Annotated in this window: 19 protein-coding genes and 1 pseudogene; 12 read left to right on the top strand and 8 right to left on the bottom strand. The window is 72.2% G+C overall.

Annotated features, from left to right (window positions below; translation table 11 throughout):
* Positions 1 to 26 precede the first annotated feature (26 nt).
* Positions 27 to 1163, bottom strand: coding sequence for a nicotinate-nucleotide--dimethylbenzimidazole phosphoribosyltransferase (cobT, locus tag AB0937_RS36950; RefSeq protein WP_366718333.1), 1137 nt, complete (start codon positions 1161 to 1163; stop codon positions 27 to 29).
* A gap of 182 nt (positions 1164 to 1345) precedes the next feature.
* Between cobT and AB0937_RS36945 the strand changes: the two genes are divergently transcribed.
* Positions 1346 to 2392 carry a class I SAM-dependent methyltransferase gene (locus AB0937_RS36945; RefSeq protein ID WP_366718331.1) on the top strand — a complete coding sequence of 349 codons (1047 nt, stop codon included), beginning with the start codon at positions 1346 to 1348 and terminating at the stop codon, positions 2390 to 2392.
* Between the two features lie 192 nt (positions 2393 to 2584).
* Here AB0937_RS36945 and AB0937_RS36940 read toward each other — a convergent pair whose 3' ends face one another.
* A complete protein-coding gene (locus tag AB0937_RS36940; protein WP_366718329.1) occupies positions 2585 to 3784 on the bottom strand; it encodes a bifunctional adenosylcobinamide kinase/adenosylcobinamide-phosphate guanylyltransferase in 1200 nt (399 codons plus the stop codon).
* A gap of 222 nt (positions 3785 to 4006) precedes the next feature.
* Between AB0937_RS36940 and AB0937_RS36935 the strand changes: the two genes are divergently transcribed.
* On the top strand, positions 4007 to 4219 hold the full coding sequence (locus AB0937_RS36935; protein ID WP_221759112.1) for a hypothetical protein: 213 nt from the start codon (positions 4007 to 4009) through the stop codon (positions 4217 to 4219).
* A 45-nt stretch (positions 4220 to 4264) separates the two neighbouring features.
* On the opposite strand, the gene AB0937_RS36930 is transcribed toward AB0937_RS36935, so the two are convergent.
* Positions 4265 to 4966 (bottom strand): methyltransferase domain-containing protein, encoded by a 702-nt coding sequence (locus AB0937_RS36930; protein WP_366718326.1) that lies wholly within the window; start codon positions 4964 to 4966, stop codon positions 4265 to 4267.
* Between the two features lie 83 nt (positions 4967 to 5049).
* Entirely contained in the window at positions 5050 to 5649 is a 600-nt protein-coding gene (locus AB0937_RS36925) for a DUF3043 domain-containing protein (RefSeq protein ID WP_366718324.1), read from the bottom strand.
* Positions 5650 to 5966: 317 nt separating this feature from the next.
* On the opposite strand from AB0937_RS36925, the gene AB0937_RS36920 reads away from it, so the two are divergent.
* From AB0937_RS36920 to AB0937_RS36895, 6 genes are all read left to right on the top strand, one after another.
* Positions 5967 to 6752: a PspA/IM30 family protein gene (locus AB0937_RS36920; RefSeq protein ID WP_366718322.1), complete on the top strand. Its 786-nt coding sequence runs from the start codon at positions 5967 to 5969 to the stop codon at positions 6750 to 6752.
* A 23-nt stretch (positions 6753 to 6775) separates the two neighbouring features.
* A complete protein-coding gene (locus AB0937_RS36915) occupies positions 6776 to 7054 on the top strand; it encodes a hypothetical protein (protein ID WP_234849884.1) in 279 nt (92 codons plus the stop codon).
* A 148-nt stretch (positions 7055 to 7202) separates the two neighbouring features.
* On the top strand, positions 7203 to 8432 hold the full coding sequence (locus AB0937_RS36910) for a sensor histidine kinase (protein WP_366718319.1): 1230 nt from the start codon (positions 7203 to 7205) through the stop codon (positions 8430 to 8432).
* Complete coding sequence (locus AB0937_RS36905; protein ID WP_366718317.1) at positions 8429 to 9112, top strand: response regulator transcription factor; 684 nt, start codon at positions 8429 to 8431, stop codon at positions 9110 to 9112. Before AB0937_RS36910 ends, AB0937_RS36905 begins: the two co-directional genes overlap by 4 nt.
* Positions 9113 to 9272: 160 nt before the next feature.
* On the top strand, positions 9273 to 12392 hold the full coding sequence (locus AB0937_RS36900) for an efflux RND transporter permease subunit (RefSeq protein ID WP_366718315.1): 3120 nt from the start codon (positions 9273 to 9275) through the stop codon (positions 12390 to 12392).
* Between the two features lie 116 nt (positions 12393 to 12508).
* Positions 12509 to 14884 (top strand): serine/threonine-protein kinase, encoded by a 2376-nt coding sequence (locus tag AB0937_RS36895; RefSeq protein ID WP_366718313.1) that lies wholly within the window; start codon positions 12509 to 12511, stop codon positions 14882 to 14884.
* Between the two features lie 18 nt (positions 14885 to 14902).
* Here AB0937_RS36895 and nadA read toward each other — a convergent pair whose 3' ends face one another.
* A complete protein-coding gene (gene nadA / locus AB0937_RS36890; RefSeq protein WP_366718311.1) occupies positions 14903 to 16087 on the bottom strand; it encodes a quinolinate synthase NadA in 1185 nt (394 codons plus the stop codon).
* A 282-nt stretch (positions 16088 to 16369) separates the two neighbouring features.
* On the opposite strand from nadA, the gene AB0937_RS36885 reads away from it, so the two are divergent.
* The gene (locus tag AB0937_RS36885) at positions 16370 to 16726 is read left to right on the top strand and encodes an iron-sulfur cluster assembly accessory protein (RefSeq protein WP_031109243.1); all 357 of its coding nucleotides are present in this window, start codon (positions 16370 to 16372) and stop codon (positions 16724 to 16726) included.
* 90 nt (positions 16727 to 16816) lie between these two features.
* On the opposite strand, the gene AB0937_RS36880 is transcribed toward AB0937_RS36885, so the two are convergent.
* Positions 16817 to 18259: a hypothetical protein gene (locus tag AB0937_RS36880; RefSeq protein WP_366718385.1), complete on the bottom strand. Its 1443-nt coding sequence runs from the start codon at positions 18257 to 18259 to the stop codon at positions 16817 to 16819.
* A 767-nt stretch (positions 18260 to 19026) separates the two neighbouring features.
* Complete coding sequence (locus AB0937_RS36875; protein WP_366718309.1) at positions 19027 to 19233, bottom strand: hypothetical protein; 207 nt, start codon at positions 19231 to 19233, stop codon at positions 19027 to 19029.
* Positions 19234 to 19365: 132 nt separating this feature from the next.
* Between AB0937_RS36875 and AB0937_RS36870 the strand changes: the two genes are divergently transcribed.
* A complete protein-coding gene (locus AB0937_RS36870; RefSeq protein ID WP_366718307.1) occupies positions 19366 to 20340 on the top strand; it encodes a carbohydrate kinase family protein in 975 nt (324 codons plus the stop codon).
* Between the two features lie 83 nt (positions 20341 to 20423).
* Here AB0937_RS36870 and AB0937_RS36865 read toward each other — a convergent pair whose 3' ends face one another.
* Positions 20424 to 21803, bottom strand: a complete 1380-nt coding sequence (locus AB0937_RS36865; RefSeq protein WP_366718305.1) for an aminotransferase class V-fold PLP-dependent enzyme — start codon at positions 21801 to 21803, stop codon at positions 20424 to 20426.
* A gap of 263 nt (positions 21804 to 22066) precedes the next feature.
* On the opposite strand from AB0937_RS36865, the gene coxB reads away from it, so the two are divergent.
* Together coxB and AB0937_RS36855 are read left to right on the top strand one after the other, a co-directional pair.
* A complete protein-coding gene (gene coxB / locus AB0937_RS36860) occupies positions 22067 to 23032 on the top strand; it encodes a cytochrome c oxidase subunit II (RefSeq protein WP_361120219.1) in 966 nt (321 codons plus the stop codon).
* Positions 23029 to 23243: pseudogene (locus AB0937_RS36855) on the top strand (cytochrome ubiquinol oxidase subunit I); the annotation flags it as partial. The gene coxB and the pseudogene AB0937_RS36855, both read left to right, overlap by 4 nt.

Below are 23243 nucleotides of genomic sequence, written 5' to 3'. Positions count from 1 at the left end.
GCGGGCGTGACCTGGATCTCGGGCCGTCACCCCTCGGCGGGCGCCCCCGGGGCCTCCGGCGCGCCCGGCTCCTCGGACCCCTTCGCCTCCTCGGACTCCGGTGCCTCCTCGGACTCCTTCGGCTTCTCGGGGAGCTCCGCCGCCAGTGCGGCCGCCGCCTGCACGAGCGGCAGCGCCAGCACACCCCCCGCGCCCTCCCCGACGGTCACCCCGTGGGTGAGCAGCGGCTCCAGCGCCATCCGGTCCAGTGCCTTCGCCTGCCCGGGCTCCCCGCTGTCGTGCGCGGCCAGCCACCAGTCCGGCGCCCGGAACGCGATCCGCTGCCCGACCAGTGCGCAGGCCGCCGCCACGACACCGTCGAGCACCACCGGCAGCTTGCGCACCGCGCTCTGCAGCAGGAAGCCCGTCATCGCGGCGAAGTCGGCCCCGCCCACGGTCGCCAGCAGCCGCAACTGGTCCCCGAGCACCGGCCGTGCCCGGCGCAGCGCGTCGCGGATCGCCGCGCACTTGCGCATCCACGCCAGATCGTCGATCGCCAGCCCGCCGCGCCCGGTGACGACCGACGCGTCCACCCCGCACAGCGCCGCGACCAGCACGCCCGCCACCGTGGTCCCGCCGACGCTGACATCTCCGAGCACCACCAGATCCGTGCCCGAGTCGGCCTCCTCGTCGGCCACCGCGACCCCGGCCCGGAACGCCGCCTCCGCCTCCTCCAGGGTGAGGGCGTCCTCGACGTCGATCCGCCCGCTCCCGCGCCGCACCCGGTGCCGTACGACGTCCGCAGGCAGGGCCTCGGGATCGCAGTCCAGCGCCATGTCGACGACCCGCACCGGCACGCCCAGCCGCCGCGCCAGCACCGACACCGGCCGGCCGCCCTCCAGGACCTCGCGCACCAACTCCCCGGCGCTGCCCGCCGCACGGGCCGAGACGCCCAGCCCGGCGACGCCGTGGTCACCGGCGAAGAGCACCACCCGGGGCCGTTCGACCGGCCGGACCGGTACGGCGGACTGCGCCGCCGCCAGCCACTCACCCAGTTCGTCGAGGCGGCCCAGCGACCCGGGCGGCACGATCTGTCGCTCGCGGCGCGCCTCGGCGTCCCGGCGGATCCCGCCGTCCGGACGCTCGATCAGATCGGTGAAGTCGTCGAGATTAAGCGAGCTCATTCGCCGAACAGTACCGGCCCCGCTCGAACGGCACGGCGCCACATCACCACTCCGTCAGGGCGACGTCGTTGCACCCGGCATCGGCATCCCATACGTTCCGTTTTGCAGCGGATTGTCGTATGTGGTTCGCCCACGTCCCCGCCCTACGTCCTTGCGGTACGCCGTCGCGCCCGGGAGCCCCCATGCCCGCACACCCCGCCCCCTCAGCACCCCCGGTCCGCCAGGCGACCACCCGGGTCCACGAACCGCGCCGGGAGGACTGCCCCTGGTGCGGCTCCACCTCCCTGCGCAACCGGCTGCGCACCGGTGACCTGCGGCAGTTCGAGCCGGGCAGCTTCACGGTCGACGCCTGCCGGGACTGCGGTCACACCTTCCAGAACCCGCGCCTCACGGTGGAGGGCCTCGCCCTCTACCACCGGACCGTGGGCGGTGCGCCCAGGGACCCGGCGAGCGACGGCCTCCTCGCCCTGCGCGGCAGCCCCCGCCGCCACCGCTCGGCCGCCCGTGCGATGCTGCGCCACGGCGAGCCGGAGAGCTGGCTCGACGTCGGGACGGGCCACGCCCGCTTCCCCGCCACGGCCCGGCAGTTCTTCCCCTACACCGCCTTCGACGGCCTGGACCCCACCCCGCGCGTGGTCCGCGCCCGCACCGCCGACCGCGTCGAGGAGGCCCACGTCGGCCGCCTGACGGACCTGCGGATCGCCGCCCCGCTGCGCGCCCGTTACGACGTGGTCAGCATGCTCCACCACCTGGAGGGCACCCCCGACCCCCGGGCGGAACTCCGGGCCGCCCTGTCCGTCCTGCGCCCCGGAGGCCACCTGCTCATCGAGACCCTGAGCCCCCGCAGTGTCTTCGCCGCCCTGCTGGGCCGCTGGTGGCTCCCCTACGACCAGCCGCGCCACCTCCACCTGCTGCCCCCGCAGAACGTCCGCGCGGAACTCGAGTCGGCCGGCTGCACGATCCTCACGCTCGACCACCGCCCGGTCCACGTCCCCCACGACCTCGCGGGCGCCACGTCCCTGGCCCTCTCCCACGCCCTGCCCGCCCCGGACACCGCCTGGCGGGCGATCCCCCCGCCCCCGGTCCAGCGGCACACCCGCACGGCCCTGCTCCGCGCGGGCCTCCCCCTGGTCGCCGTGGCGGCACTGGCCGACCACCTCATCGCCCCGGTGGCCCGCCGCACGCGCTTCGCGAACACCTACCGCGTGATCGCCCGCACGGCCGAGTAGACCGAACGACGGGGGCCGAAGGAGGAGGTGCGGAGGGGCGGGGAGGGGCAGGCGGTGGTGCCGCGGGGCTCCGGGCCGGCCGGTCCGCACGGCTGAGTAGGCCGAGGGACGGGGAAGGGAGGGTGCCGCGGGGCTCCGGGCCGGCCGGTCCGCACGGAGACCGGGCGCAGCGCCGCCCCGCACCGGCCCTGCTCAGCCCCGCAGCACCACCGCCTGCCCCGCCACCACCAGCAGCACGTGCTCGCACTCGTCCGCGAACCCCGCGTTCAGCCGCCCGAGTTCGTCCCGGTAACGCCGTCCCGACGCCGTCGACGGGACGATCCCCGACCCCACCTCGTTCGACACGGCGACCACGGTCCGCCGGGTGGCCCGCACCGCCTCCGTCAGCTCCCGCACCCGCTCCCGCAGCGCCTTCTCCCCGCGCTCCGCCCACACCGCGTCGTCCCACGCCCCGGCCGAGTCCATCGCGTCAGTCAGCCACAGCGACAGGCAGTCGATGAGCAGGGGCGGCCCCTCGGCCTCCAGCAGCGGAACCAGATCGCAGGTCTCGACCGTCTGCCACGACCCCGGCCGCCGCTCCCGGTGGGCCGCCACCCGCGAGGACCACTCCGTGTCCCCGTTGCGCGACCCGCCCGTCGCCACGTACAGCACGTCGGGAAAGGCCTCCAGCCTGCGCTCGGCCTCCACCGACTTGCCCGACCGCGCCCCGCCCAGCACCAGGGTCCGCCGCGGCACGTCCGGCACGTCCTCGTACGCCCCCACCACCAGCGTCACCCCGTCCGGCACGGCCCGCGCCCCGGCGGCCGCGAGCCGCCGCCCCAGCTCGGGGCCGGGCGGCAGGTCGTGGTCCAGGTGGACGGCGACCACGTCGGTGGTCGGGCCGACCGCCCCCACCGCCCGCAGCCTGGCCAGTGCGTCCGGCCGCCCCACGACATCCGTGAGGACCATGTCGTACGACTCGGCCGGCTCCGCCAGGCCCGCCGGCGCCCCGCCCGGCGGCAGATACAGCAGCCGCTGCCCCTCCGGCCCGGTCACCGCGTACCCCGTGCCCGGCGCGTCCAGCGCCACCGCCCGCACCCGGTACCCCGTCAGCAGCGTCAACTCCCGCCCGTCCGGCACCCGTCCGGGCTGCGGCAGCCCCGCGGGCACCTCGACCGCCGGCCCGTCGTGCGGATGCGACAGCAGCACCTGCCGGACACCGGTCAGGGAACGGCCCGCCCGAGCCGCCGCGAACGCCGCACCCGGCGTCAGGTCGAGCAGCAGCACCCCGTCCAGGAGCAACGCGGTGGCCGCCCGCGCATCCGGTCCGAGAGCGGCCGCACAGGCCGCGCAGGGACAGTCGGGGCGGGGAAGTCCCGCGGGGGCGCCGGTGCCGAGCAGAGTGAGTTCCACGCCCCGATTCTCACCCGTGGGCTTGGGACACGCGTGATGGAGACGCCCCTGAGGGGCGCGGGGAGCTGCGCGGACACCCCCACGACCCGCAGGCGAGCGGATACCCGCATCCCCGCACGGCCTGTAACGGGCAACCCGGCGGAGCGCTTACGCTCTGAGTCGGAGCCGGACCAAGATCCGGCTTTTCGCTGTGCAGTGTGCTCACACACATGGGAGGCGTACATGGCGGCATGGACGTGGCGGTTCGAGAAGACCGACGGGACGGAGGTCCAGCCCGCGGTGACGCCGGAGGAGTTCCCCACCCAGGGGGACGCCGAGTCCTGGATCGGGGAGCACTGGAAGGCCCTCCAAGAGGGCGGTGCCGATCAGGTGCGGCTGTTCGAGGACGCCACGGAGATCTACGGGCCGATGAGCCTGCACGCGGCCGAGGCGTGAGCGCGTGGGCGGGGGCCACGGCCCTCGCCCACCACCTTCCGGGTGTCAGCCGCGCACGCCGCACAGGTGCAGCAGCGCCGCCACCCCACGGTACGGATCCGTCCGCCCGGCCTTCTCCTCCACCGCGAGCAGCGTCTCCACGTCGGCCGGCACCTCCGCGCCGTCCGCCGCCGTGTCGGTGAACACCCGCACCCCGTACCAGGCGTGCAGCGGCGCCCCGATCCCCGCGAGCGTCGACGTCAGGTCCTGCAGCCGGTCGGCCCGTACGTCGAGCCCCAGCCGGTTGCGGTAGGAGACGGTGTCGAAGGCCGCCAGCGCCCCGGGCCAGTCACCGGACAGGCCCGGCCGGATCGCGAGCGCGTCCCCGTTGCGCACCAGCAGGGACAGCAGCCCGCCGGGCGCGAGCATCCGGGCGAGCCCCGCCAGCAGCGGGTCGGGTTCCTCGACGTACATCAGGACGCCGTGGCACAGCACCACGTCGAAACTGCCCGGCAGGAAGTGCACGCCGGTGTCCCGGCCGTCGCCCTCGATGATCCGCATCCGCTCCCGGATGCCCTCCGGTTCCCCGGCGAGGGACTCCCGGGCCACGGCGACCATCGTCGCGTCCTGCTCCAGACCGGTCACCTGGTGACCGGCCCGGGCCAGCCGCAGCGCCTGCGTGCCCTGGCCCATCCCCACGTCCAGCACCCGCAGGCGCCGGCCGACCGGGAACCGGCCGACTATCTGCTCGTCCAGCTGGCGGGCCACCAGCTCCTGCCGGACGACATCGCGCAGCCCGCCCAGCTTGTCCAGCCAGGCATCCGCCGCGCCCCCGGAGAACGGCGTCGTGGTCAGGGCCGCTCTCCACGCTTGACCTGCGGCTTCGGCAGCCGGAGCCGACGCATCTGGAGCGAGCGCATCAGGGCGTAGGCGACGGCGCCGCGCTTGTTCTCACCCGCGAAGCGCTCGTTCAGCTGCTTCTTCAGACGGAACGACGTCACGAACGAGTCGAGCACGATCAGCACGATCACCACGAGCCACAGCAGCAGCGCGATGTTCTGCAGCGAGGCCACCCGCACCATGCTCAGCACCAGGATGACCACGGCCATCGGCAGGAAGAACTCCGCGATGTTGAACCGGGAGTCGACGAAGTCGCGCGCGAACCGGCGGACCGGCCCCTTGTCACGCGCGGGCAGATACCGCTCGTCGCCGCTCGCCAGCGCCTGGCGCTGCCGCTCCATCGCGGCACGGCGCTCCTCGCGCTGTCGCTTGGCGGCCTCCTTGCGCGTCGTCGACGTGTTGGCCACGCTGCGGCGCTGCGACTGGGCCGCACTGCGCTTGGGCGTGGGGCGGCCCTTCGGGGCCTCGGGGTGACGGGGCTGACTGGAGTCGGTCACCGGCGCCTTGTCGGCGTCCTGGGCCTTCTCATCCTTCGCACGGCTACGGAACACAAAACCCAAGGGTAAGGGCTTCCGGGCATGGACCCCAGCCCCGTGGGGAACGATCCGGCAACACCAGTCGTCAGTAAGGGGACAGAGGGGACGTCGCGTACGCCTCCGGACGGACCCCGGGGTGCACGGCTCCGGTGACCCCGGGGACCACCTACTCCCTACGCCGGAGCGGGAGCGCACGCAGTCGTCCTTGGGGATGAGCGCATCCGTCCCCGAACAGTGCGGTAATGGATGCAGGGCCCGTACTGTGGGTTCTGTCGCTGGAGCTGGAACCGGAGTCGGTCAGAAGGGGGCGCGCGAAGCCCATGAGCGGTGTCATGAAGCGTATGGGGATGATCTTCCGCGCGAAGGCGAACAAGGCCCTTGACCGGGCCGAGGACCCGCGCGAGACCCTTGATTACTCGTACCAGAAGCAGCTGGAGCTGCTGCAGAAGGTCCGCCGTGGCGTCGCCGACGTGGCGACCTCCCGCAAGCGCCTGGAACTGCAGCTGAACCAGCTCCAGTCGCAGTCCGGCAAGCTCGAGGACCAGGGCCGCAAGGCGCTCGCGCTGGGCCGTGAGGACCTGGCCCGCGAAGCGCTCTCCCGCCGGGCCGCGCTCCAGCAGCAGGTGACCGACCTGGAGACCCAGCACGCGACGCTCCAGGGCGAGGAGGAGAAGCTCACCCTCGCGGCCCAGCGGCTCCAGGCCAAGGTCGACGCCTTCCGTACGAAGAAGGAGACCATCAAGGCGACGTACACGGCCGCGCAGGCGCAGACCCGGATCGGCGAGGCCTTCTCCGGCATCTCAGAGGAGATGGGCGACGTCGGCCTGGCCATCCAGCGCGCCGAGGACAAGACGGCCCAGCTCCAGGCCCGCGCCGGCGCCATCGACGAGCTGCTCGCCTCCGGCGCCCTCGACGACCCCTCCGGCATGCACAAGGACGACATCCAGGCCGAGCTGGACCGGCTCTCCGGTGGTACGGATGTAGAGCTGGAGCTGCAGCGCATGAAGGCCGAGCTGGCCGGAGGCTCGAGCAGCGGGCAGCAGGCCATCGAAGGTGGCACGAGCCAGCAGCAGTCCCAGCAGCAGCCGCAGGACACCCCGCGCTTCGACAAGCAGTAGGGGTCCACGCCTAGGAGGGCGACATGATCGTACGGATCATGGGGGAGGGCCAGGTGAGCCTGGCCGACGGCCACCTCGCCGAGCTGAACAAGCTGGACGACGAACTCCTGGCGGAGATGGAGAACGGCGACGGCCCCGGCTTCCGCCGCACCCTCCAGGCCCTCCTGACCAGGGTCCGCGACCTGGGCGCCCCCCTCCCGGACGACTCCCTGGAACCCTCGGAACTGATCCTGCCGTCCCCCGACGCGACCTTGGAGGAAGTCCGGGAGCTCCTCAGCGACGACGGCCTGATCCCAGGTTGACCCAGCCGCGGGCATGCGTGCCGCTGGGGCGATGGGGGAGGGTGGGCGCAACGGCACCCCGTTCCGCCGGCTTGCGGATCCAGCCGACCTGAGGCCCGACGCCGGGCACCTCACACAGAAACAGCCGGCCCGGCTACCGTAAACAACCGTGAGCACCCTCGCGCGGGCCAGATGCCAGGCCAAAGCGCATCCCCTGGCCATGGACGCCGTCCTCGCCCTCGCCGTCCTGGTCTGCATGGTCGCCGGCTCCTTCGTGGAACCCAGGCACCGCGACAGCGTCAGCTGGGCCCTGCGCACCCCCGACCCGCTCAGCCTCCTCCTCATGACCCTCGGCGCCGCGGCCCTGGTCTTCCGCCGCCGCGCCCCCATGACGGTCCTCGCCCTCACCGGCACCCTGTCCGTCATCGAGTCCGTCACCGGCGACCCCCGCACCCCCGTGGCGATGTCCGCCGTCATCGCGCTCTACACCGTCGCCTCCACCACCGACCGCCCCACCACCTGGCGCATCGGCCTGCTCACCATGACCGTGCTGACCGGCGCCGCCATGGCCGCGGGCCCGCTGCCCTGGTACGCCCAGGAGAACCTCGGCATCTTCGCCTGGACCGGCATCGGCGCCACCGCCGGCGACGCCGTCCGCAGCCGCCGCGCCTTCGTCCAGGCGATCAGGGAACGCGCCGAGAAGGCGGAACGCACCCGCGAGGAGGAGGCCCGCCGCCGCGTCGCCGAGGAGCGCCTGCGCATCGCCCGGGACCTGCACGACGTCGTCGCCCACCACATCGCCCTGGTCAACGTCCAGGCCGGAGTCGCCGCCCACGTCATGGACAAGCGCCCCGACCAGGCCAAGGAGGCCCTCGGGCACGTCCGCGAGGCCAGCCGCTCCGCACTCAACGAACTCCGCGCCACGGTCGGCCTGCTCCGGCAGTCCGACGACCCCGAGGCCCCCACCGAACCCGCCCCGGGCCTGGACCGCCTCGACGAACTCACCGGCACCTTCCGCAACGCAGGCCTGCACATCGAGGTCGCCCGCGCGGACCAGGGCACCACCCTGTCCGCGGCGGTCGATCTGGCCGCCTACCGGATCATCCAGGAGGCCCTCACCAACGTGCAGAAGCACGCCGGGCCCCAGGCCAAGGCGGAGGTCAGCGTCGTCCGCGTCGGACCGAACATCGAGATCACCGTGCTCGACGACGGCAGCGGCGAGCACGAGGACGAGCACGGGAACCAGGACGGCGGCGGCCACGGACTGCTCGGCATGCGCGAACGCGTCACCGCCCTGCGCGGCACCCTCACCACCGGTCCCCGCTACGGCGGCGGTTTCCGCGTCCATGCCATCCTGCCGTTGAAGAACCGCACACCGACCGGGGAGGACCCCGCATGACCATCCGTGTCCTGCTCGCCGACGACCAGGCGCTGCTGCGCAGCGCCTTTCGCGTGCTCGTCGACTCCGAGCCCGACATGGAAGTGGTCGGCGAAGCCTCCGACGGCGCGGAAGCGGTCCGGCTGACGAAGGAGCAGCACGCCGACGTCGTGCTCATGGACATCCGCATGCCCGGCACGGACGGTCTCGCCGCGACCCGCATGATCAGCGCCGACCCCGACCTCGCCGACGTCCGGGTGGTCATCCTGACGACCTTCGAGGTCGACGACTACGTCGTGCAGTCGCTGCGCGCGGGCGCCTCCGGCTTCCTCGGCAAGGGCTCCGAACCCGAGGAACTGCTGAACGCCATCCGCATCGCCGCGGGCGGCCAGGCACTGCTGTCCCCTGCGGCCACCACGGGCCTGATCGCCCGGTTCCTCGCCACGCAGGACCCGGCCGACGGCGACCGCGACCCGGCCCGCGGCGAACGGCTCGACTCGCTCACCGTCCGGGAGCGCGAGGTGCTGGTCCAGGTCGCCGGCGGGCACTCCAACGACGAGATCGCCGAGCGCCTCGAAGTCAGCCCGCTGACGGTGAAGACACACGTCAACCGGGCTATGGCCAAGCTCGGTGCCCGGGACCGCGCCCAGCTCGTGGTCACTGCGTACGAGTCCGGCTTGGTCCGTCCAAGGGTGGAGTGAGCTCTGCCCGGGCGTACTGCGGCCGGAGTATGCGCCGCATAAGGATTTGGACCTGGGGCCTACGAAACCCGGTTCCCGCATGGCTCAGGGTGTAGGGGCGGGCGCTCGTCTGCGCGTCCGCTGCCGCTTCTGCCGTTAAACAGAAGAGAGACCCTCACCCATGTCCTGGCTGTCGAGATTCAGCCTCGCGCAACGGGCCCTGATAGGGCTGATGTCGATCATCGCGCTCGTCTTCGGGGCGATCGCGATACCCCAGCTCAAGCAGCAGCTGCTGCCCACCATCGAACTGCCCATGGTGTCGGTGCTGGCGCCTTACCAGGGCGCGTCCCCGGACGTGGTCGAGAAGCAGGTCGTCGAACCCATCGAGGACACCCTCGAAGCCGTCGACGGCATCAGCGGCGTCACCTCGACCGCCAGCGAGGGCAACGCCGTGATCATGGCGTCCTTCGACTACGGCAACGACACCAAACAGTTGGTCGCCGACGTCCAGCAGGCCGTCAACCGGGCCCGCGTACAGCTCCCGGACGACGTCGACCCGCAGGTCGTCGCCGGCTCCACGGACGACATCCCGACCGTCGTCCTGGCCGTCACCTCGGGCCGCGACCAGCAGGCCCTGGCCGACCAGCTCGACAAGACGGTCGTGCCGGACCTGAAGAGCATCGACGGCGTCGGCCAGGTCACCGTCGACGGCGTGCGTGACGTCCAGGTCACCGTCACGCCCGACGACGCGAAGCTGGCGAAGGCCGGCCTGACCGCCCAGTCCCTCGGCGAGGCCCTGAAGGCGGGCGGCGCGACCGTCCCGGCGGGCTCCTTCGACGAGGGCGGCGCCAACCGCACCGTCCAGGTCGGCGGCGGCCTCACCTCGGTGGAGCAGATCCGCGACCTGATGGTGAAGGGCGAGTCGGGCAAGGGCAAGCCGGCCCGCCTCGGCGACGTCGCCACCGTGAAGCAGCAGGAGGCCACGGCCGACTCCATCACCCGCACCGACGGCAAGCCCAGCCTCTCCGTCGCCGTCACCATGGACCGCGACGGCAGCGCGGTCGCCATCTCCGACGCCGTCCAGGACAAGCTCCCGGATCTCCGCAAGGACCTCGGCTCCGGCGCGACCCTCACGGTCGTCAGCGACCAGGGCCCGGCCGTGTCCAAGTCGATCGAGGGCCTGACCACCGAGGGCGCGCTCGGACTGCTCTTCGCCGTCCTGGTGATCCTGGTCTTCCTGGCCTCGCTCCGCTCCACCCTCGTGACCGCGGTGTCCATCCCGCTGTCCGTGGTCCTCGCCCTGATCGTGCTGTGGACGCGCGACCTGTCGCTGAACGTCCTCACCCTGGGCGCCCTGACCATCGCCATCGGCCGGGTCGTCGACGACTCGATCGTGGTCCTGGAGAACATCAAGCGCCACCTCGGCTACGGCGAGGAGCGCCATTCGGCCATCCTCAACGCCGTGCGCGAGGTCGCCGGAGCGGTGACCTCCTCGACGCTCACCACGGTCGCGGTGTTCCTGCCGATCGGCCTGGTCGGCGGCATGGTGGGCGAGCTGTTCGGCTCGTTCAGCCTCACCGTCACGGCCGCGCTGCTGGCGTCCCTCCTCGTCTCCCTGACGGTCGTGCCGGTGCTGTCGTACTGGTTCCTGCGTCCCCCGAAGGGCACCCCCGAGGACGCGGCGGAGGCGCGCCGGATCGCGGAGGAGAAGGAGGCCAGGAGCCGCCTCCAGCGCATCTACGTCCCCGTCCTGCGCTTCGCGACCCGCCGCCGTCTCACCAGCGTGGCCCTCGCGATCGTCGTCCTGGTCGGCACGTTCGGCATGGCGCCGCTGCTGAAGACGAACTTCTTCGACCAGGGCGAGCAGGAAGTCCTCACCGTCAAGCAGGAGCTGAAGCCCGGCACCAGCCTGGCCGCGACGAACGCCCAGGCGAAGAAGGTCGAGCAACTGCTCGCCGGCATCGAGGGCGTGAAGGACTACCAGGTCACGGTCGGCTCGTCCGGCTTCATGGCGGCGTTCGGCGGCGGCACGGACACCAACCAGGCCTCCTACCAGGTGATGCTGGACGACTCGGCGTCCTACGAGGACGTCCAGGACAGCATCGAGAAGGGTCTGGCCGGCCTGAAGGGCATCGGCACGACCACGGTCGCCGCCGGTGACGGTTTCGGCAGCCAGGACCTCAGCGTGGTCGTGAAGGCCGCTGACGCCGGCGTCCTGCGCACGGCGTCCGAGGAGGTCCGCAAGACGGTCGCCTCCCTCGACGACGTCACGGACGTCTCCAGCGACCTGGCGACCAGCGTGCCGCGCATCTCCGTCAAGGCCAACGGCAAGGCCGCCGCGGCCGGTTTCGACGACCAGACCCTGGGGGCGGTCGTCGCCCAGGCCGTCCGCGGCACCACCGTGGCCAAGGCGGTCCTGGACGACACCGAGCGCGACGTCGTCATCCGCTCGGCGAAGCCCGCCACCACCCTGAAGCAGCTTCAGGACCTGCGCCTGGGCGGTGCGGTGAAGCTCGGCGACATCGCCACGGTGAAGCAGGTCGACGGGCCGGTCTCCATGACCCGCATCGACGGCCAGCGCGCGGCCACCATCACCGCGAAGCCGACCGGCGACAACACCGGCGCGGTCAGCGCCCAGCTCCAGTCGAAGATCGACGCGCTGAAGCTCCCGGACGGCGCCACGGCGTCGATCGGGGGTGTCTCCGAGGACCAGGACGAGGCGTTCGCCAACCTGGGCCTGGCGATGCTCGCGGCGATCGCGATCGTCTTCATGCTGCTGGTCGGCACCTTCCGGTCGCTGATCCAGCCGCTGATCCTGCTGGTCTCCATCCCGTTCGCCGCCACCGGCGCGATCGGCCTGCTGATCGCCACCGGCACCCCGATGGGCGTCCCGGCGATGATCGGCATGCTGATGCTGATCGGCATCGTGGTGACGAACGCGATCGTGCTGATCGACCTGATCAACCAGTACCGCAAGCAGGGCCACGGCGTCGTCGAGGCCGTGATCGAGGGCGGCCGGCACCGGCTGCGCCCGATCCTCATGACCGCGCTGGCGACGATCTTCGCCCTGCTGCCGATGGCCCTCGGCATCACCGGCGAAGGCGGCTTCATCGCCCAGCCGCTGGCCGTGGTCGTGATCGGCGGCCTGGTGACGTCGACGCTGCTCACCCTGCTGCTCGTCCCGACGCTCTACGCGATGGTCGAACTCCGCAAGGAGCGCCGGGCGAAGAAGCGCGCGGCGAAGAAGGGCCTCTCGGCCCGGCGGACGGACGCGGCGGATCCGGAGCCCGCGAACGTGTGACGGCCTGACCCCTGCGGCCGGGCACCGACCCTCCAGGGCCGGTGCCCGGCCGTTCCGTTGTGCCGTTCCGTATCCTGTGGATCGCGAACGCCACTACGGGGGAAGGGGTTTCGGGCGTGCCTCTGCACAGGGACGACCCGAAGTCGGTCGGCGGCTACCGGCTGGTCGACCGTCTGGGGGCCGGGGGCATGGGCGTGGTCTACCGGGGCAGGGCGCGGTCGGGCCGTGTCGTGGCCCTGAAGGTGGTGCACGCCCATTACGCCGCTGACCCGGTCTTCCGCAGCCGGTTCCGGCAGGAGATCGCGGCCGTGGGCAAGGTCAGCGGTGCTTTCACCGCGCCGGTCCTGGACGCCGACCCCGACGCGGCGCGGCCCTGGATGGCCACCCAGTACGTGGCGGGGCCCTCCCTGGCACGCCGGGTCCGTGACCGGGGCGCCCTCACCGACTCCGAGCTGCGCCGGCTGGCCCTGGGCCTGGTCGAGGCGCTGCGTGACATCCACCGGGCCGGGGTGGTGCACCGGGACCTGAAGCCGGCCAACGTCCTGCTGGCCGAAGACGGCCCGCGCGTCATCGACTTCGGCATCTCGCGAGCGGCGGAGAACCATCAGACGCTCACCGAGACTGGCCAGATGATCGGGACACCGCCCTTCATGTCCCCCGAACAGCTCGTCGACGCCCGCGCGGTCGGCCCGGCGTCGGACGTCTTCTCGCTCGCGGCGCTGCTGGTGTACGCCGTCACCGGGCGCGGCCCGTTCGATGCGGGCAGCCCGTATCTGACGGCGTACCGGGTGGTGCACGGTGAGCCTGTGCTGGACGGTGTCGGCGGACCGTTGCGCGGCCTGCTGGAGCGCTGCCTGAGCAAGGACGCCGCGGCCCGGCCCGGACTCGAGGAGCTGGCAGGGGAGTTCGCGGACCTCCTGCCCGAGTCCGCGGACCTCCTGCCCGAGTCCGCGGACGGCGCCACCCTGACGCTCCGCGCCGGCCCGGCGGCCGTCGGCCCCTTCCTCCCGGCGTCGCCCGCCGATCCCGCCCACGACACGCGCCCGGCGACTGTCACGGACTCCACGCAGGACACGCGCCCGGCGACGGTCAGGGACTCGACGCAGGACACTCGTCCGGCGGCCGGCGTCGACGGGGCGCGGTCCGGCCGTCCCGTGACCGCCGCCGGTCCGCCGCGGGCCGGACGGCTCCGCCGGCGCGTTCGACGGCTGCCGGTCGTGACGGGCGCGGTGGGTGCGGTCGTCCTGGGCCTGACGGCCTATCTGACCCTGGGCCCCGGCTGGGCGCTGAGCGGCGACAGGCCCGGTTCCTCCCCGTCCCGATGGGCGGCTCCGCCGGCCGGGTGGCGGCCCTGGCAGACCACGGTGTACGAGACGGCCGGGCGCGGAGTGCGCACGGCGCCCGACCGGCAGGAGGGCGGAACGACGCGGGGCGGGCCCCAGTGCCGTGTGTACGAGCGCGCGGTGTACTGCGCGGGCGACGGGATCCTGCCCGTACGGCTGGACGGCAGGACGGGGGCGACCGTCTGGCGCACCGGTCCGGCGGCGTCCGTCACCGGCGACGACTTCGCCAGGTTCAAGATCCTCGGCGTCATCGACGACGCGGTGGTGGTGCAGCAGGAACCGCAGGGCGAGGGGCCGAACCGGATCCTCGCCTTCGACACCGGCACCGGTGAACCGCTGTGGCAGCGCGCGGTGAACGCGGAATGGATCGATCCGGTGCTGTCCGGCGGCCTTGTCGTGCTCCCGGAGGGCGACGGCACCTCCGTGACCGCCCGCTCGCCGCGCGGCGGAGCCGCGCGCTGGACGCAGCGGCTGCCCGCCCGTCACTACTGCGGGGCCACGGAACTGGGCGAGCGGCTGTACCTCCAATGCATCCCGGAGGCGGCGGGCCCCTCCCTGGTCGTCGAAGCCGGCCGCGCCGGCGGCCCGGACCGGCGGCTGACCGTCCCGGCGAAGGCCGGCCTCCTCGGAGCTCTCGACGGCAGGCTCCTCTTCCTGGACGCCAGGGAGGACGAGGACGGAAACCTGCTCGCGGGCCAGGACGCACCGTACGCGGCGATCCGGACGGTGGATCCCCGCACCGGTGCCCACCGCACCACGAAACTGTCCGAGGAGTACGGGGGACAGGTGTCGCTGGGGGACGGCACCCTGTGGTTCGCCGCGTCGAACGGACAGGTCACCGCCGTCTCCGCCGGGACGGGCAGGCCGCTGTGGCAGACCCCGACCAGCCTGGAGCGGCCGAGCGAGGCGAGGTACGACCCGCGGGCCCGGGCCGTGTACCTGAGCAGTGCCAGCGGGCGTGTCGGGGCGCTCGACGCGAAGAAGGGCACCGTGCTCTGGGAGACGCTGCCACGGGCCGAGCGCGACGACACCGACTGGGGTGCCACCGAGGTGGGAAACCTCGACGGCGCCCTGGTCGCCTCCACCCCCGACGGCACGGTCTTCAGCCTCGACCCCGCGCACCCCGAGCGGAGACCGCGCTCGGGGTGACGGTGGACCGCAGGACGGCTACGGCAGCGCCAGCATCCGCTCCAGTGCCAGCTTCGCGAACGCCTCGGTCTCCTTGTCCACCTCGATGCGGTTGACGAGGTTGCCCTCGGCCAGCGACTCCAGGGCCCAGACCAGGTGCGGGAGGTCGATGCGGTTCATGGTCGAGCAGAAGCAGACCGTCTTGTCGAGGAAGACGATCTCCTTGCCCTCCGGCGCGAAACGGTTCGCCAGGCGGCGGACCAGGTTCAGCTCGGTGCCGATGGCCCACTTGGAGCCGGCCGGCGCGGCCTCCAGGGCCTTGATGATGTACTCGGTCGAGCCGACGTAGTCCGCCGCGGCCACGACCTCGTGCTTGCACTCGGGGTGCACCAGGACGTTCACACCCGGGATGCGCGCGCGCACGTCGTTCACCGAGTCCAGGCTGAAGCGGCCGTGCACCGAGCAGTGGCCGCGCCACAGGATCATCTTGGCCGCGCGCAGCTCGTCGGCGGTCAGGCCGCCGTTCGGCTTGTGCGGGTTGTAGACGACGCAGTCCTCCAGGGACATGCCCATGTCGCGCACGGCGGTGTTGCGGCCGAGGTGCTGGTCCGGCAGGAAGAGCACCTTCTCGCCCTGCTCGAAGGCCCAGTCCAGAGCCCGCTTGGCGTTGGACGAGGTGCAGATCGTGCCGCCGTGCTTGCCGGTGAACGCCTTGATGTCGGCCGAGGAGTTCATGTACGAGACGGGCACGACCTGCTCGGCTATGCCGGCCTCGGTCAGCACATCCCAGCACTCGGCGACCTGCTCGGCCGTCGCCATGTCGGCCATCGAGCAGCCGGCGGCGAGGTCGGGCAGCACGACCTTCTGGTCGTCGGACGTCAGGATGTCCGCCGACTCCGCCATGAAGTGGACGCCGCAGAACACGATGTACTCGGCCTCCGGGCGGGCGGCCGCGTCCCGGGCGAGCTTGAACGAGTCACCCGTCACGTCGGCGAACTGGATGACCTCGTCACGCTGGTAGTGGTGGCCGAGCACGAAGACCTTGTCCCCGAGCTTCTCCTTCGCCTTGCGGGCGCGTTCCACCAGGTCCGGGTCGGACGGCGAGGGCAGGTCGCCGGGACACTCCACACCGCGCTCGCTCTTCGGGTCGGCCTCACGGCCGAGGAGCAGCAGGGCGAGGGGCGTCGGCTGGACGTCGAGCTCCTGGGGCTGGGCGGTGGTCACGGCACGCACCCTTTCTGTTTCTGCGACTTTTCGTCGATTTGACGCTATCTATCATAACCGCTTCACGTCACTTTGACGATGGCCATAGCGTCTGTGTGACGTGAATCCCGGCGAGCCCCGGTTCATTCCCGGGAAGACCCGGAAAGAGCCGTTTTCCGGTTCCCGGCGCGTGTGCGAGCATGAAAAGGAGCCGAGATCGAGCGCCCGGCCCGGAATGAATCCGCGGCCCCGCCGGTTGCAACCGTCGGCAAGCAGTCTCCGTACAACCCGGGAGAGATGTAGATGTCCGTATCGGACGAGACCAGCACCGTCACCGACGGCATCATCCTGACCGACGCCGCCGCGTCCAAGGTCAAGGCGCTGCTCGACCAGGAGGGCCGCGAGGACCTCGCGCTGCGCGTCGCCGTCCAGCCCGGCGGCTGCTCCGGCCTGCGCTACCAGCTCTTCTTCGACGAGCGCGCCCTCGACGGCGACGTGGAGAAGGACTTCGGCGGTGTGAAGGTCGTCACCGACCGCATGAGCGCCCCGTACCTGGGCGGTGCCACGATCGACTTCGTGGACACCATCGAGAAGCAGGGCTTCACGATCGACAACCCGAACGCGACGGGCTCCTGCGCCTGCGGCGACTCCTTCAGCTGAGCCTGCCGAGCCGCCACCGGCGGCCGCGGACACGACGAAGGCGGCGGCCCCCTGCGACGGGGGCCGCCGCCTTCGCGCTGTCCGGCGTTCCTACCGCTCCTGCGTGGGGGGAGCCGGCAGCCGCGCGCCCTCCTTGGCCAGCGGCACCGCCTTGCCGTCCGCGTCGACCACCGCCCGGTCGCCGAGCGGCTCGTCCAGCTGCACGGTCTCCTGGAACTGCTTGGCGATCATGATGCAGACCTTGTCCGGCCACGGGGTCGACGTCACGGTGACCGTCACCTCGTCGCCCTTCTCGTTCGCCTTCACGTCGTAGTCGGAGCACACACCGCCGGTGAAGGACACCGTCAGCTCCGCGCCCTCGGCCCGATAGCCGTCCACCTTCACCTCGCGCGGACCGGGCGCCGACGAGGGCCGGTCACTCGGCTGGCTCGGCTCGGGGGAGGCCAGGTACTTCGGCTCCACCGCCGGATACGTCACCGTGAACGGGTCCTTCGCGCCCGGCGCCGTCACCTCGAACAGCCAGGACGGCACCAGCGCCTGCCGTCCGTCCACGACGTGCGCGGCCAGCCCGAACACCGCGCCCTCGACGGTCACGGTGTCCTGCTCGGGAGCGCCGCTCGCCGGCTGACCGCAGGGCTGCTCCAGCCGGTCCTTCAGCGGCACGGGGCTGGCGCAGCCGCCGATGCCCATCCGGTGGTCCTTCTTCGGCTGCCCGTTCATCAGCTCCAGCGCCTTCTCGGCGCTGACCACGGGGTATGTGTCGCCCTTCACCGGCGTCCTCAGCTGACCGGTGCCGCCGACGACCTCGCCGTCCTGGCCGACCGTGACCCCCGTCGGCCAGCCGTGCGTGGGCAGTCCGCCGACGACGGGAGCGGCGTTGACCACCCGCTGCGCCCCCATGACCTGGCTCGCGTCGAGCTTCGCGTCGTCCTGACCCACTGCCTTCAGCACGGGCGCGGCCGCCTTCTCGGCGGCCTCTTCACTCACCGGAGTGCCATCGGACTGCGGGGCCGTGCAGGTGTCGGTGCCCTTGCAGTTGTCGGTCCCCGGCGCGTACCGGCTGAACGTCCAGGACCCCGGGGCCTGCCGGTTGACCCGGAGGCTCGGCCCCGAGCCGTCCTGGCCCCCGATCTTCCAGTCCTCGCCCTGCGCCACCGGCGCCCCCTCGACCCCGAGGGCCTTGGCCAGCCGGGCCACGTCCGCCTTGCCGACCTCGCCCTGCGCCCGGTACACCGGCGCCTTGGCGGGGCCGTCGGGCAGGGGACCGCCGAGCCGGTAGGTGGCGCCGTAGGGATTGGGTTCGCCGGGCGCGATGCCGTTGCCGCCACCGGCCGTGGACTCCGAGTAGCCGTCGAGCGCGAGCGGCGGGGGAGTGTCGTCCCCACCGGGCGCACCGGACGTCGTGCCGCCCCCCGGCCCGCTGGAGGCGTTGGAGGCGAGCCAGGCCCCGCCACCGCCGATCAGCAGCACGGCGGCGGCGACGGAGGCGATGATCGCGGGCGTACGCGACCGGCCACCGCCGTGCCGGACCAGGTCTTCCTCGTCGCGTGGCAGTTCGCTAACCGGCACGGGGGTGGCGTCGACTTCGTGGCCCCCGGCCGGCGTGACGGGCTCGTCGCCGTCCTCCCGGCCTTCGGGCGCAGCCGTCTCTGTGACCTCCTTCGGCGCATCGGGCTCCGTGACGGCCGGGGCAACCGCACCGGCCGTGTCGGTCCCGGCCGGCTCCGCCTCGCCGGCCCGCGTCTCGCTGTCCGCGGCGGCGTCGGCGGCCTCGCTGTCCGCGGCGGCGTCGGCGGCCTCGCTGTCCGCGGCGGCGTTGGCGGCCTCGCTGTCCGCGGCGGCGTCGGCGGCCTCGCTGTCCGCGGCGGTGTCGCCGGCCTCGCCGGTCGCGGCGTCGGCAGCCTCACCGGTCGCGCCGGTGCCGTCGGACTCAGCCGCCTCCTCGTTCTCCGCCGGCTCCCTGTTCTCCGCCGGCTCCCCGTCCTCCGCCGACGTCCCGACGCCCGCCGACGCGTCAGCCTCCGCGGACGCCCCGGCCTCCGCCGACGCCCCGGCCTTCGCCGTGCCACGCGCCTCGGTCTGCGCAGCGGCATCGGCGGGGGCGTCGGCCGCTGCCCTGACGTCGTCGTCGTTGTCGGGTCGCTCGGTGTTCACCGCATCGCTCCTTCGGCTGCACAGCTGTCCCATGGGACCCGGCCCGGTCATACCCGGACCGCTGGTGGGTCGTATCCCGCCTCCCCTTTACGGGGGACAGCGATGGGACGCAGCGGGGGAGCTCACGGTTCCCGCGTGTGCGCCGTTCAGTCCCCGTAATCGGACATGGCGTCGAGCAGCCGCGCCGACGCGGGGGGCACGGACACGCCGTGGATCAGGGCCGGGGACACCGGCCGCGAGTCGATCCGGGGGACCGCCCAGTGCGGAGCCATCCGCGCCCCGTCACCCGGCAGCGACGCCAGATCGCCCTCGAGATCGACCGGAACGGGCTCATGGACCTTGAGGTTCGTCATAACGGCACCGTATGCACGGTCGAGCTCACCGAGAAAGATCTACTATCGGGTAGTTTCGATGCCTTCAGAGCCGCCCCGCCCACCCGATAGCGTGAACCGTCAAGGTCCGCCTCCCACAGGAGAATCCACGCCGTGCGCATCGCAGTCACCGGCTCCATCGCCACCGACCACCTCATGACCTTCCCCGGCCGCTTCGCCGACCAGTTCGTAGCGGACCAGCTGCACACGGTCTCGCTGTCGTTCCTGGTCGACAAGCTCGACGTCCGCCGCGGCGGCGTCGCCGCGAACATCGCGTTCGGCATGGGACAGCTCGGCACCCGCCCGATCCTGGTCGGCGCCGCGGGCGCGGACTTCGACGAGTACCGGGCCTGGCTCGACCGGCACGGTGTGGACACGGAGTCCGTCCGCATCTCCGACACGCTGCACACCGCACGCTTCGTGTGCACGACCGACGCCGACCACAACCAGATCGGCTCCTTCTACACCGGCGCCATGAGCGAGGCCCGCCTCATCGAGCTGAAGACCGTCGCCGACCGGGTGGGCGGCCTCGACCTGGTCTCCATCGGTGCCGACGACCCGGAGGCGATGCTCCGCCACACCGAGGAGTGCCGCTCCCGGTCGATCCCGTTCGCCGCCGACTTCTCGCAGCAGATCGCGCGGATGGACGGCGAGGAGATCCGCATCCTGCTGGACGGGGCGACGTACCTGTTCTCCAACGAGTACGAGAAGGGCCTCATCGAGACCAAGACCGGCTGGAGCGACGCGGAGATCCTGTCCCGCGTCGGCCACCGGGTGACCACCCTCGGCGCGCGCGGCGTGCGCATCGAGCGGGTCGGCGAGGACCCGATCGAGGTCGGAACACCCGACGAGGAGCGCAAGGCCGACCCGACGGGCGTCGGCGACGCCTTCCGCGCGGGGTTCATGTCGGGCCTGGCCTGGGGCGTCTCCCTGGAGCGTGCCGCCCAGGTCGGCTGCATGCTGGCGACCCTCGTGATCGAGACGGTGGGGACGCAGGAGTACCAGCTGCGGCGCGGGCACTTCATGGAGCGGTTCACCAAGGCGTACGGGGACGAGGCCGCGGAAGAGGTACGGGGACATCTGGGCTGATCCGCCGTCCGTGGGTGCGTGGGGGCTGGCCGCGCCCCGCGGCGGCAGCCGCATGGCGGCACAGCCCCGCGCCCTCGGGTTCGTCAGCTCACCCGGCGGACCAGGTAAGCGGTTCCCTTCTCCGCCGGTTCCTCACCCACGTACTCCTGGTTCCTCATCTCGCACCACGCGGGGATGTCCAGGCGGGCCGCCTCGTCGTCCGACAGGACCCGGACCAGCCCGCCCACGGGCACATCGCCGATGACCTTCGCCAGCTCGATCACCGGGATCGGGCACCTCTTGCCCAGGGAGTCCACGACGAGGACGTCGGCATCCCGCACCACCGTCTCCGAGACCGGTGCCCCCAACTTCTCCCGCACCGCCGCCACCGCCCGGGGAAGCACCTCCAGGAACCTCTCCACATCCTCCTCGGCCGTCCCGAGCGGCAGCGAAACCCGCACATTCCCTTCACTCAGCACGCCCATCGCCCGCAGGACGTGGCTCGGCGTCAGTGTGCTGCTCGTGCAGGACGAACCGGACGAGACCGAGAAACCCTCGCGGTCCAGCTCGTGCAGCAGGGCCTCGCCGTCGACGTAGAGGCACGAGAAGGTGACGACCCCGGGCAGCCGGCGCACCGGATCGCCGACGACCTCGGCGTCGGTCACCAGCCGCGGCACCCGTGCCCGGATCCGGTCCGTCAGCTCCCGCAGGCGCGCAGCCTCCTCGGCCGCCTCCGCCCGTACGGCCCTGAGCGACGCGGCCGCCGCCACGATCGCCGGGATGTTCTCGAAACCGGGCGCCCGCCCCGACTCCCTCTCGTCCACCGGCCCCTGCGCCGCGAACCGCACCCCCTTGCGTACGGCGAGCAGTCCCACACCGGACGGCCCACCCCACTTGTGCGCACTGGCCGTGAGCAGCGACCAGTCCCCTGTGACCGGCCCCCACCCCAGGGACTGCGCCGCATCCACCAGCAACGGCACCCCGGCCGCCCGGCACACCTCGGCCACCGCCCCGACGGGCTGCTCGGTCCCCACCTCGTGGTTGGCCGACTGCAGACACGCCAGCGCCGTGTCCGCGCGCAGGGCATCGCCGTAGGCCGCAGGGTCCACCAACCCGGCGCGGTCCACCGCGACCTGGGTGACGCTCCCCCCGGCCGCCTCCAGCAGCTCCGCCGAATGCAGTACAGAGGAGTGCTCGACCGCGGACACGATCAGGTGACGCCCGATCCGCCTCCGCCCGGCCAGCGCCCCGGCAATCCCCGTGTGCACGGCACGGGTTCCGGACGAGGTGAAGGCCAGTTCGTCCGGCCGGCATCCCACCGCCTCGGCGGCGGCCTCCCGCGCCGCGTCCAGCAGCACCCGGGCCCGCCGCCCCTCCCTGTACAACCGCGCAGGATCCGCCCACCCCTCGTCGAACGAGGCCAGCAGCGCCTGCCGGGCAACGGGATGAAGCGGAGCACTGGAAGCAGCATCGAAGTAGGCCACACGGCAACGCTAGAACGTCCACGGGGGAGACAGATCTCAGGGGCGCGGGGAACTGCGCGAACAGCCACAAACAGCCCGCAGCCGCCAATTCAGCGAACCGGCCGGGTGAGTAGGCACCCCTCCTCGAGAACCCCCGGAGGGCGTCGGCTAGGGTTTGGTCCGCATAAACATCCAAACCCCTGCCCGACGCAGGGCGGCGACCGACCAGCGAGAAGGCCAGGCCGCAGCCGACCGCGCGGGCGAGACTCTCGGGAAGGCGCTACGTGAGTCCCAACGGCTCCGACCGCTCGCCGCGGCGCCCGATGCGGCGGAAGCTGCTGCAGGCACTGACCGCGGGCCTGGTCTTGGCGACAGCCACCGGTTGCTCGTACAACTGGGAAGACTTCCCCCGCCTTGGTATGCCCACCCCGACCACGGAAGAGGCTCCCCGGATCCTCTCCCTGTGGCAGGGTTCCTGGGCGGCTGCGCTCGCCGTCGGCGTGCTGGTGTGGGGTCTGATCCTGTGGAGTGCTTTCTTCCACCGGCGCAGCCGCACCAAGGTCGAGGTTCCTCCGCAGACCCGGTACAACATGCCCATCGAGGCGCTGTACACCGTGGTTCCGCTCATCATCGTCTCGGTGCTGTTCTACTTCACCGCCCGTGACGAGTCCGAGCTGCTCAGCCTCAAGAAGAAGCCGGACGTCACGGTCAACGTGGTCGGCTTCCAGTGGAGCTGGTGCTTCAACTACATCGAGCCGGTCGCCGGTTCCACCGGGGACGCGAAGACCTCGAAGGACCTGAACGCGATCCCGGACCGCTTCAAGAAGGACTTCCCGGCCAACGCCGGCGGCGTCTACGACTGCGGCACCCCCGGCACGCGGAACCCGCAGACGGGCAACCCGGGCCCGACCCTGTGGCTGCCCAAGGGCAAGACGGTCCGCTTCGTCCTCACCTCGCGTGACGTCATCCACTCCTTCTGGGTGGTGCCGTTCCTCATGAAGCAGGACGTCATCCCGGGCCACACCAACGCCTTCGAGGTGACCCCCAACAAGGAGGGCACCTTCATGGGCAAGTGCGCCGAGCTCTGCGGCGTCGACCACTCTCGGATGCTGTTCAACGTGAAGGTCGTCTCCCCGGAGCGCTACGAGCAGCACCTCAAGGACCTCGTGGACAAGCAGCAGAACGGTTACGTTCCTGCCGGCATCGCGCAGACGAGCCACGAGAAGAACCGGGAGACGAACAACCTGTGAGCATCCTCAACGAACCCCAGGGTGCCGCGGCAGCAGGGTCCCACTACGAGGACGAGCTGCCGGTCAGGCGCCAGAACCGCGGCAGTGTCGTGGTCAAGTGGCTGACGACGACGGACCACAAGACGATCGGCACGCTGTACCTGGCGACGTCGTTCGCGTTCTTCGTCATCGGCGGCGTGATGGCGCTGGTCATGCGCGCCGAGCTCGCCCG

Source organism: Streptomyces sp. NPDC047880 (genome assembly GCF_040706515.1).
GTDB lineage: Bacteria > Actinomycetota > Actinomycetes > Streptomycetales > Streptomycetaceae > Streptomyces.
The sequence above is the reverse complement of the archived record's forward strand: the minus strand, read 5'-3'. Positions and strand labels throughout refer to the sequence as shown.

Bases quoted from the DNA above. Each gene is read 5' to 3' on its own strand.
- AB0937_RS36920 (WP_366718322.1), top strand. From the start codon at position 5,967: ATGAAGCGTATGGGGATGATCTTCCGCGCGAAGGCGAACAAGGCCCTT.
- AB0937_RS36945 (WP_366718331.1), top strand. From the start codon at position 1,346: ATGCCCGCACACCCCGCCCCCTCAGCACCCCCGGTCCGCCAGGCGACC.
- cobT (WP_366718333.1), bottom strand. From the start codon at position 1,163: ATGAGCTCGCTTAATCTCGACGACTTCACCGATCTGATCGAGCGTCCG.
- AB0937_RS36900 (WP_366718315.1), top strand. From the start codon at position 9,273: ATGTCCTGGCTGTCGAGATTCAGCCTCGCGCAACGGGCCCTGATAGGG.
- AB0937_RS36915 (WP_234849884.1), top strand. From the start codon at position 6,776: ATGATCGTACGGATCATGGGGGAGGGCCAGGTGAGCCTGGCCGACGGC.
- AB0937_RS36905 (WP_366718317.1), top strand. From the start codon at position 8,429: ATGACCATCCGTGTCCTGCTCGCCGACGACCAGGCGCTGCTGCGCAGC.
- AB0937_RS36875 (WP_366718309.1), bottom strand. From the start codon at position 19,233: ATGACGAACCTCAAGGTCCATGAGCCCGTTCCGGTCGATCTCGAGGGC.
- AB0937_RS36935 (WP_221759112.1), top strand. From the start codon at position 4,007: ATGGCGGCATGGACGTGGCGGTTCGAGAAGACCGACGGGACGGAGGTC.
- AB0937_RS36885 (WP_031109243.1), top strand. From the start codon at position 16,370: ATGTCCGTATCGGACGAGACCAGCACCGTCACCGACGGCATCATCCTG.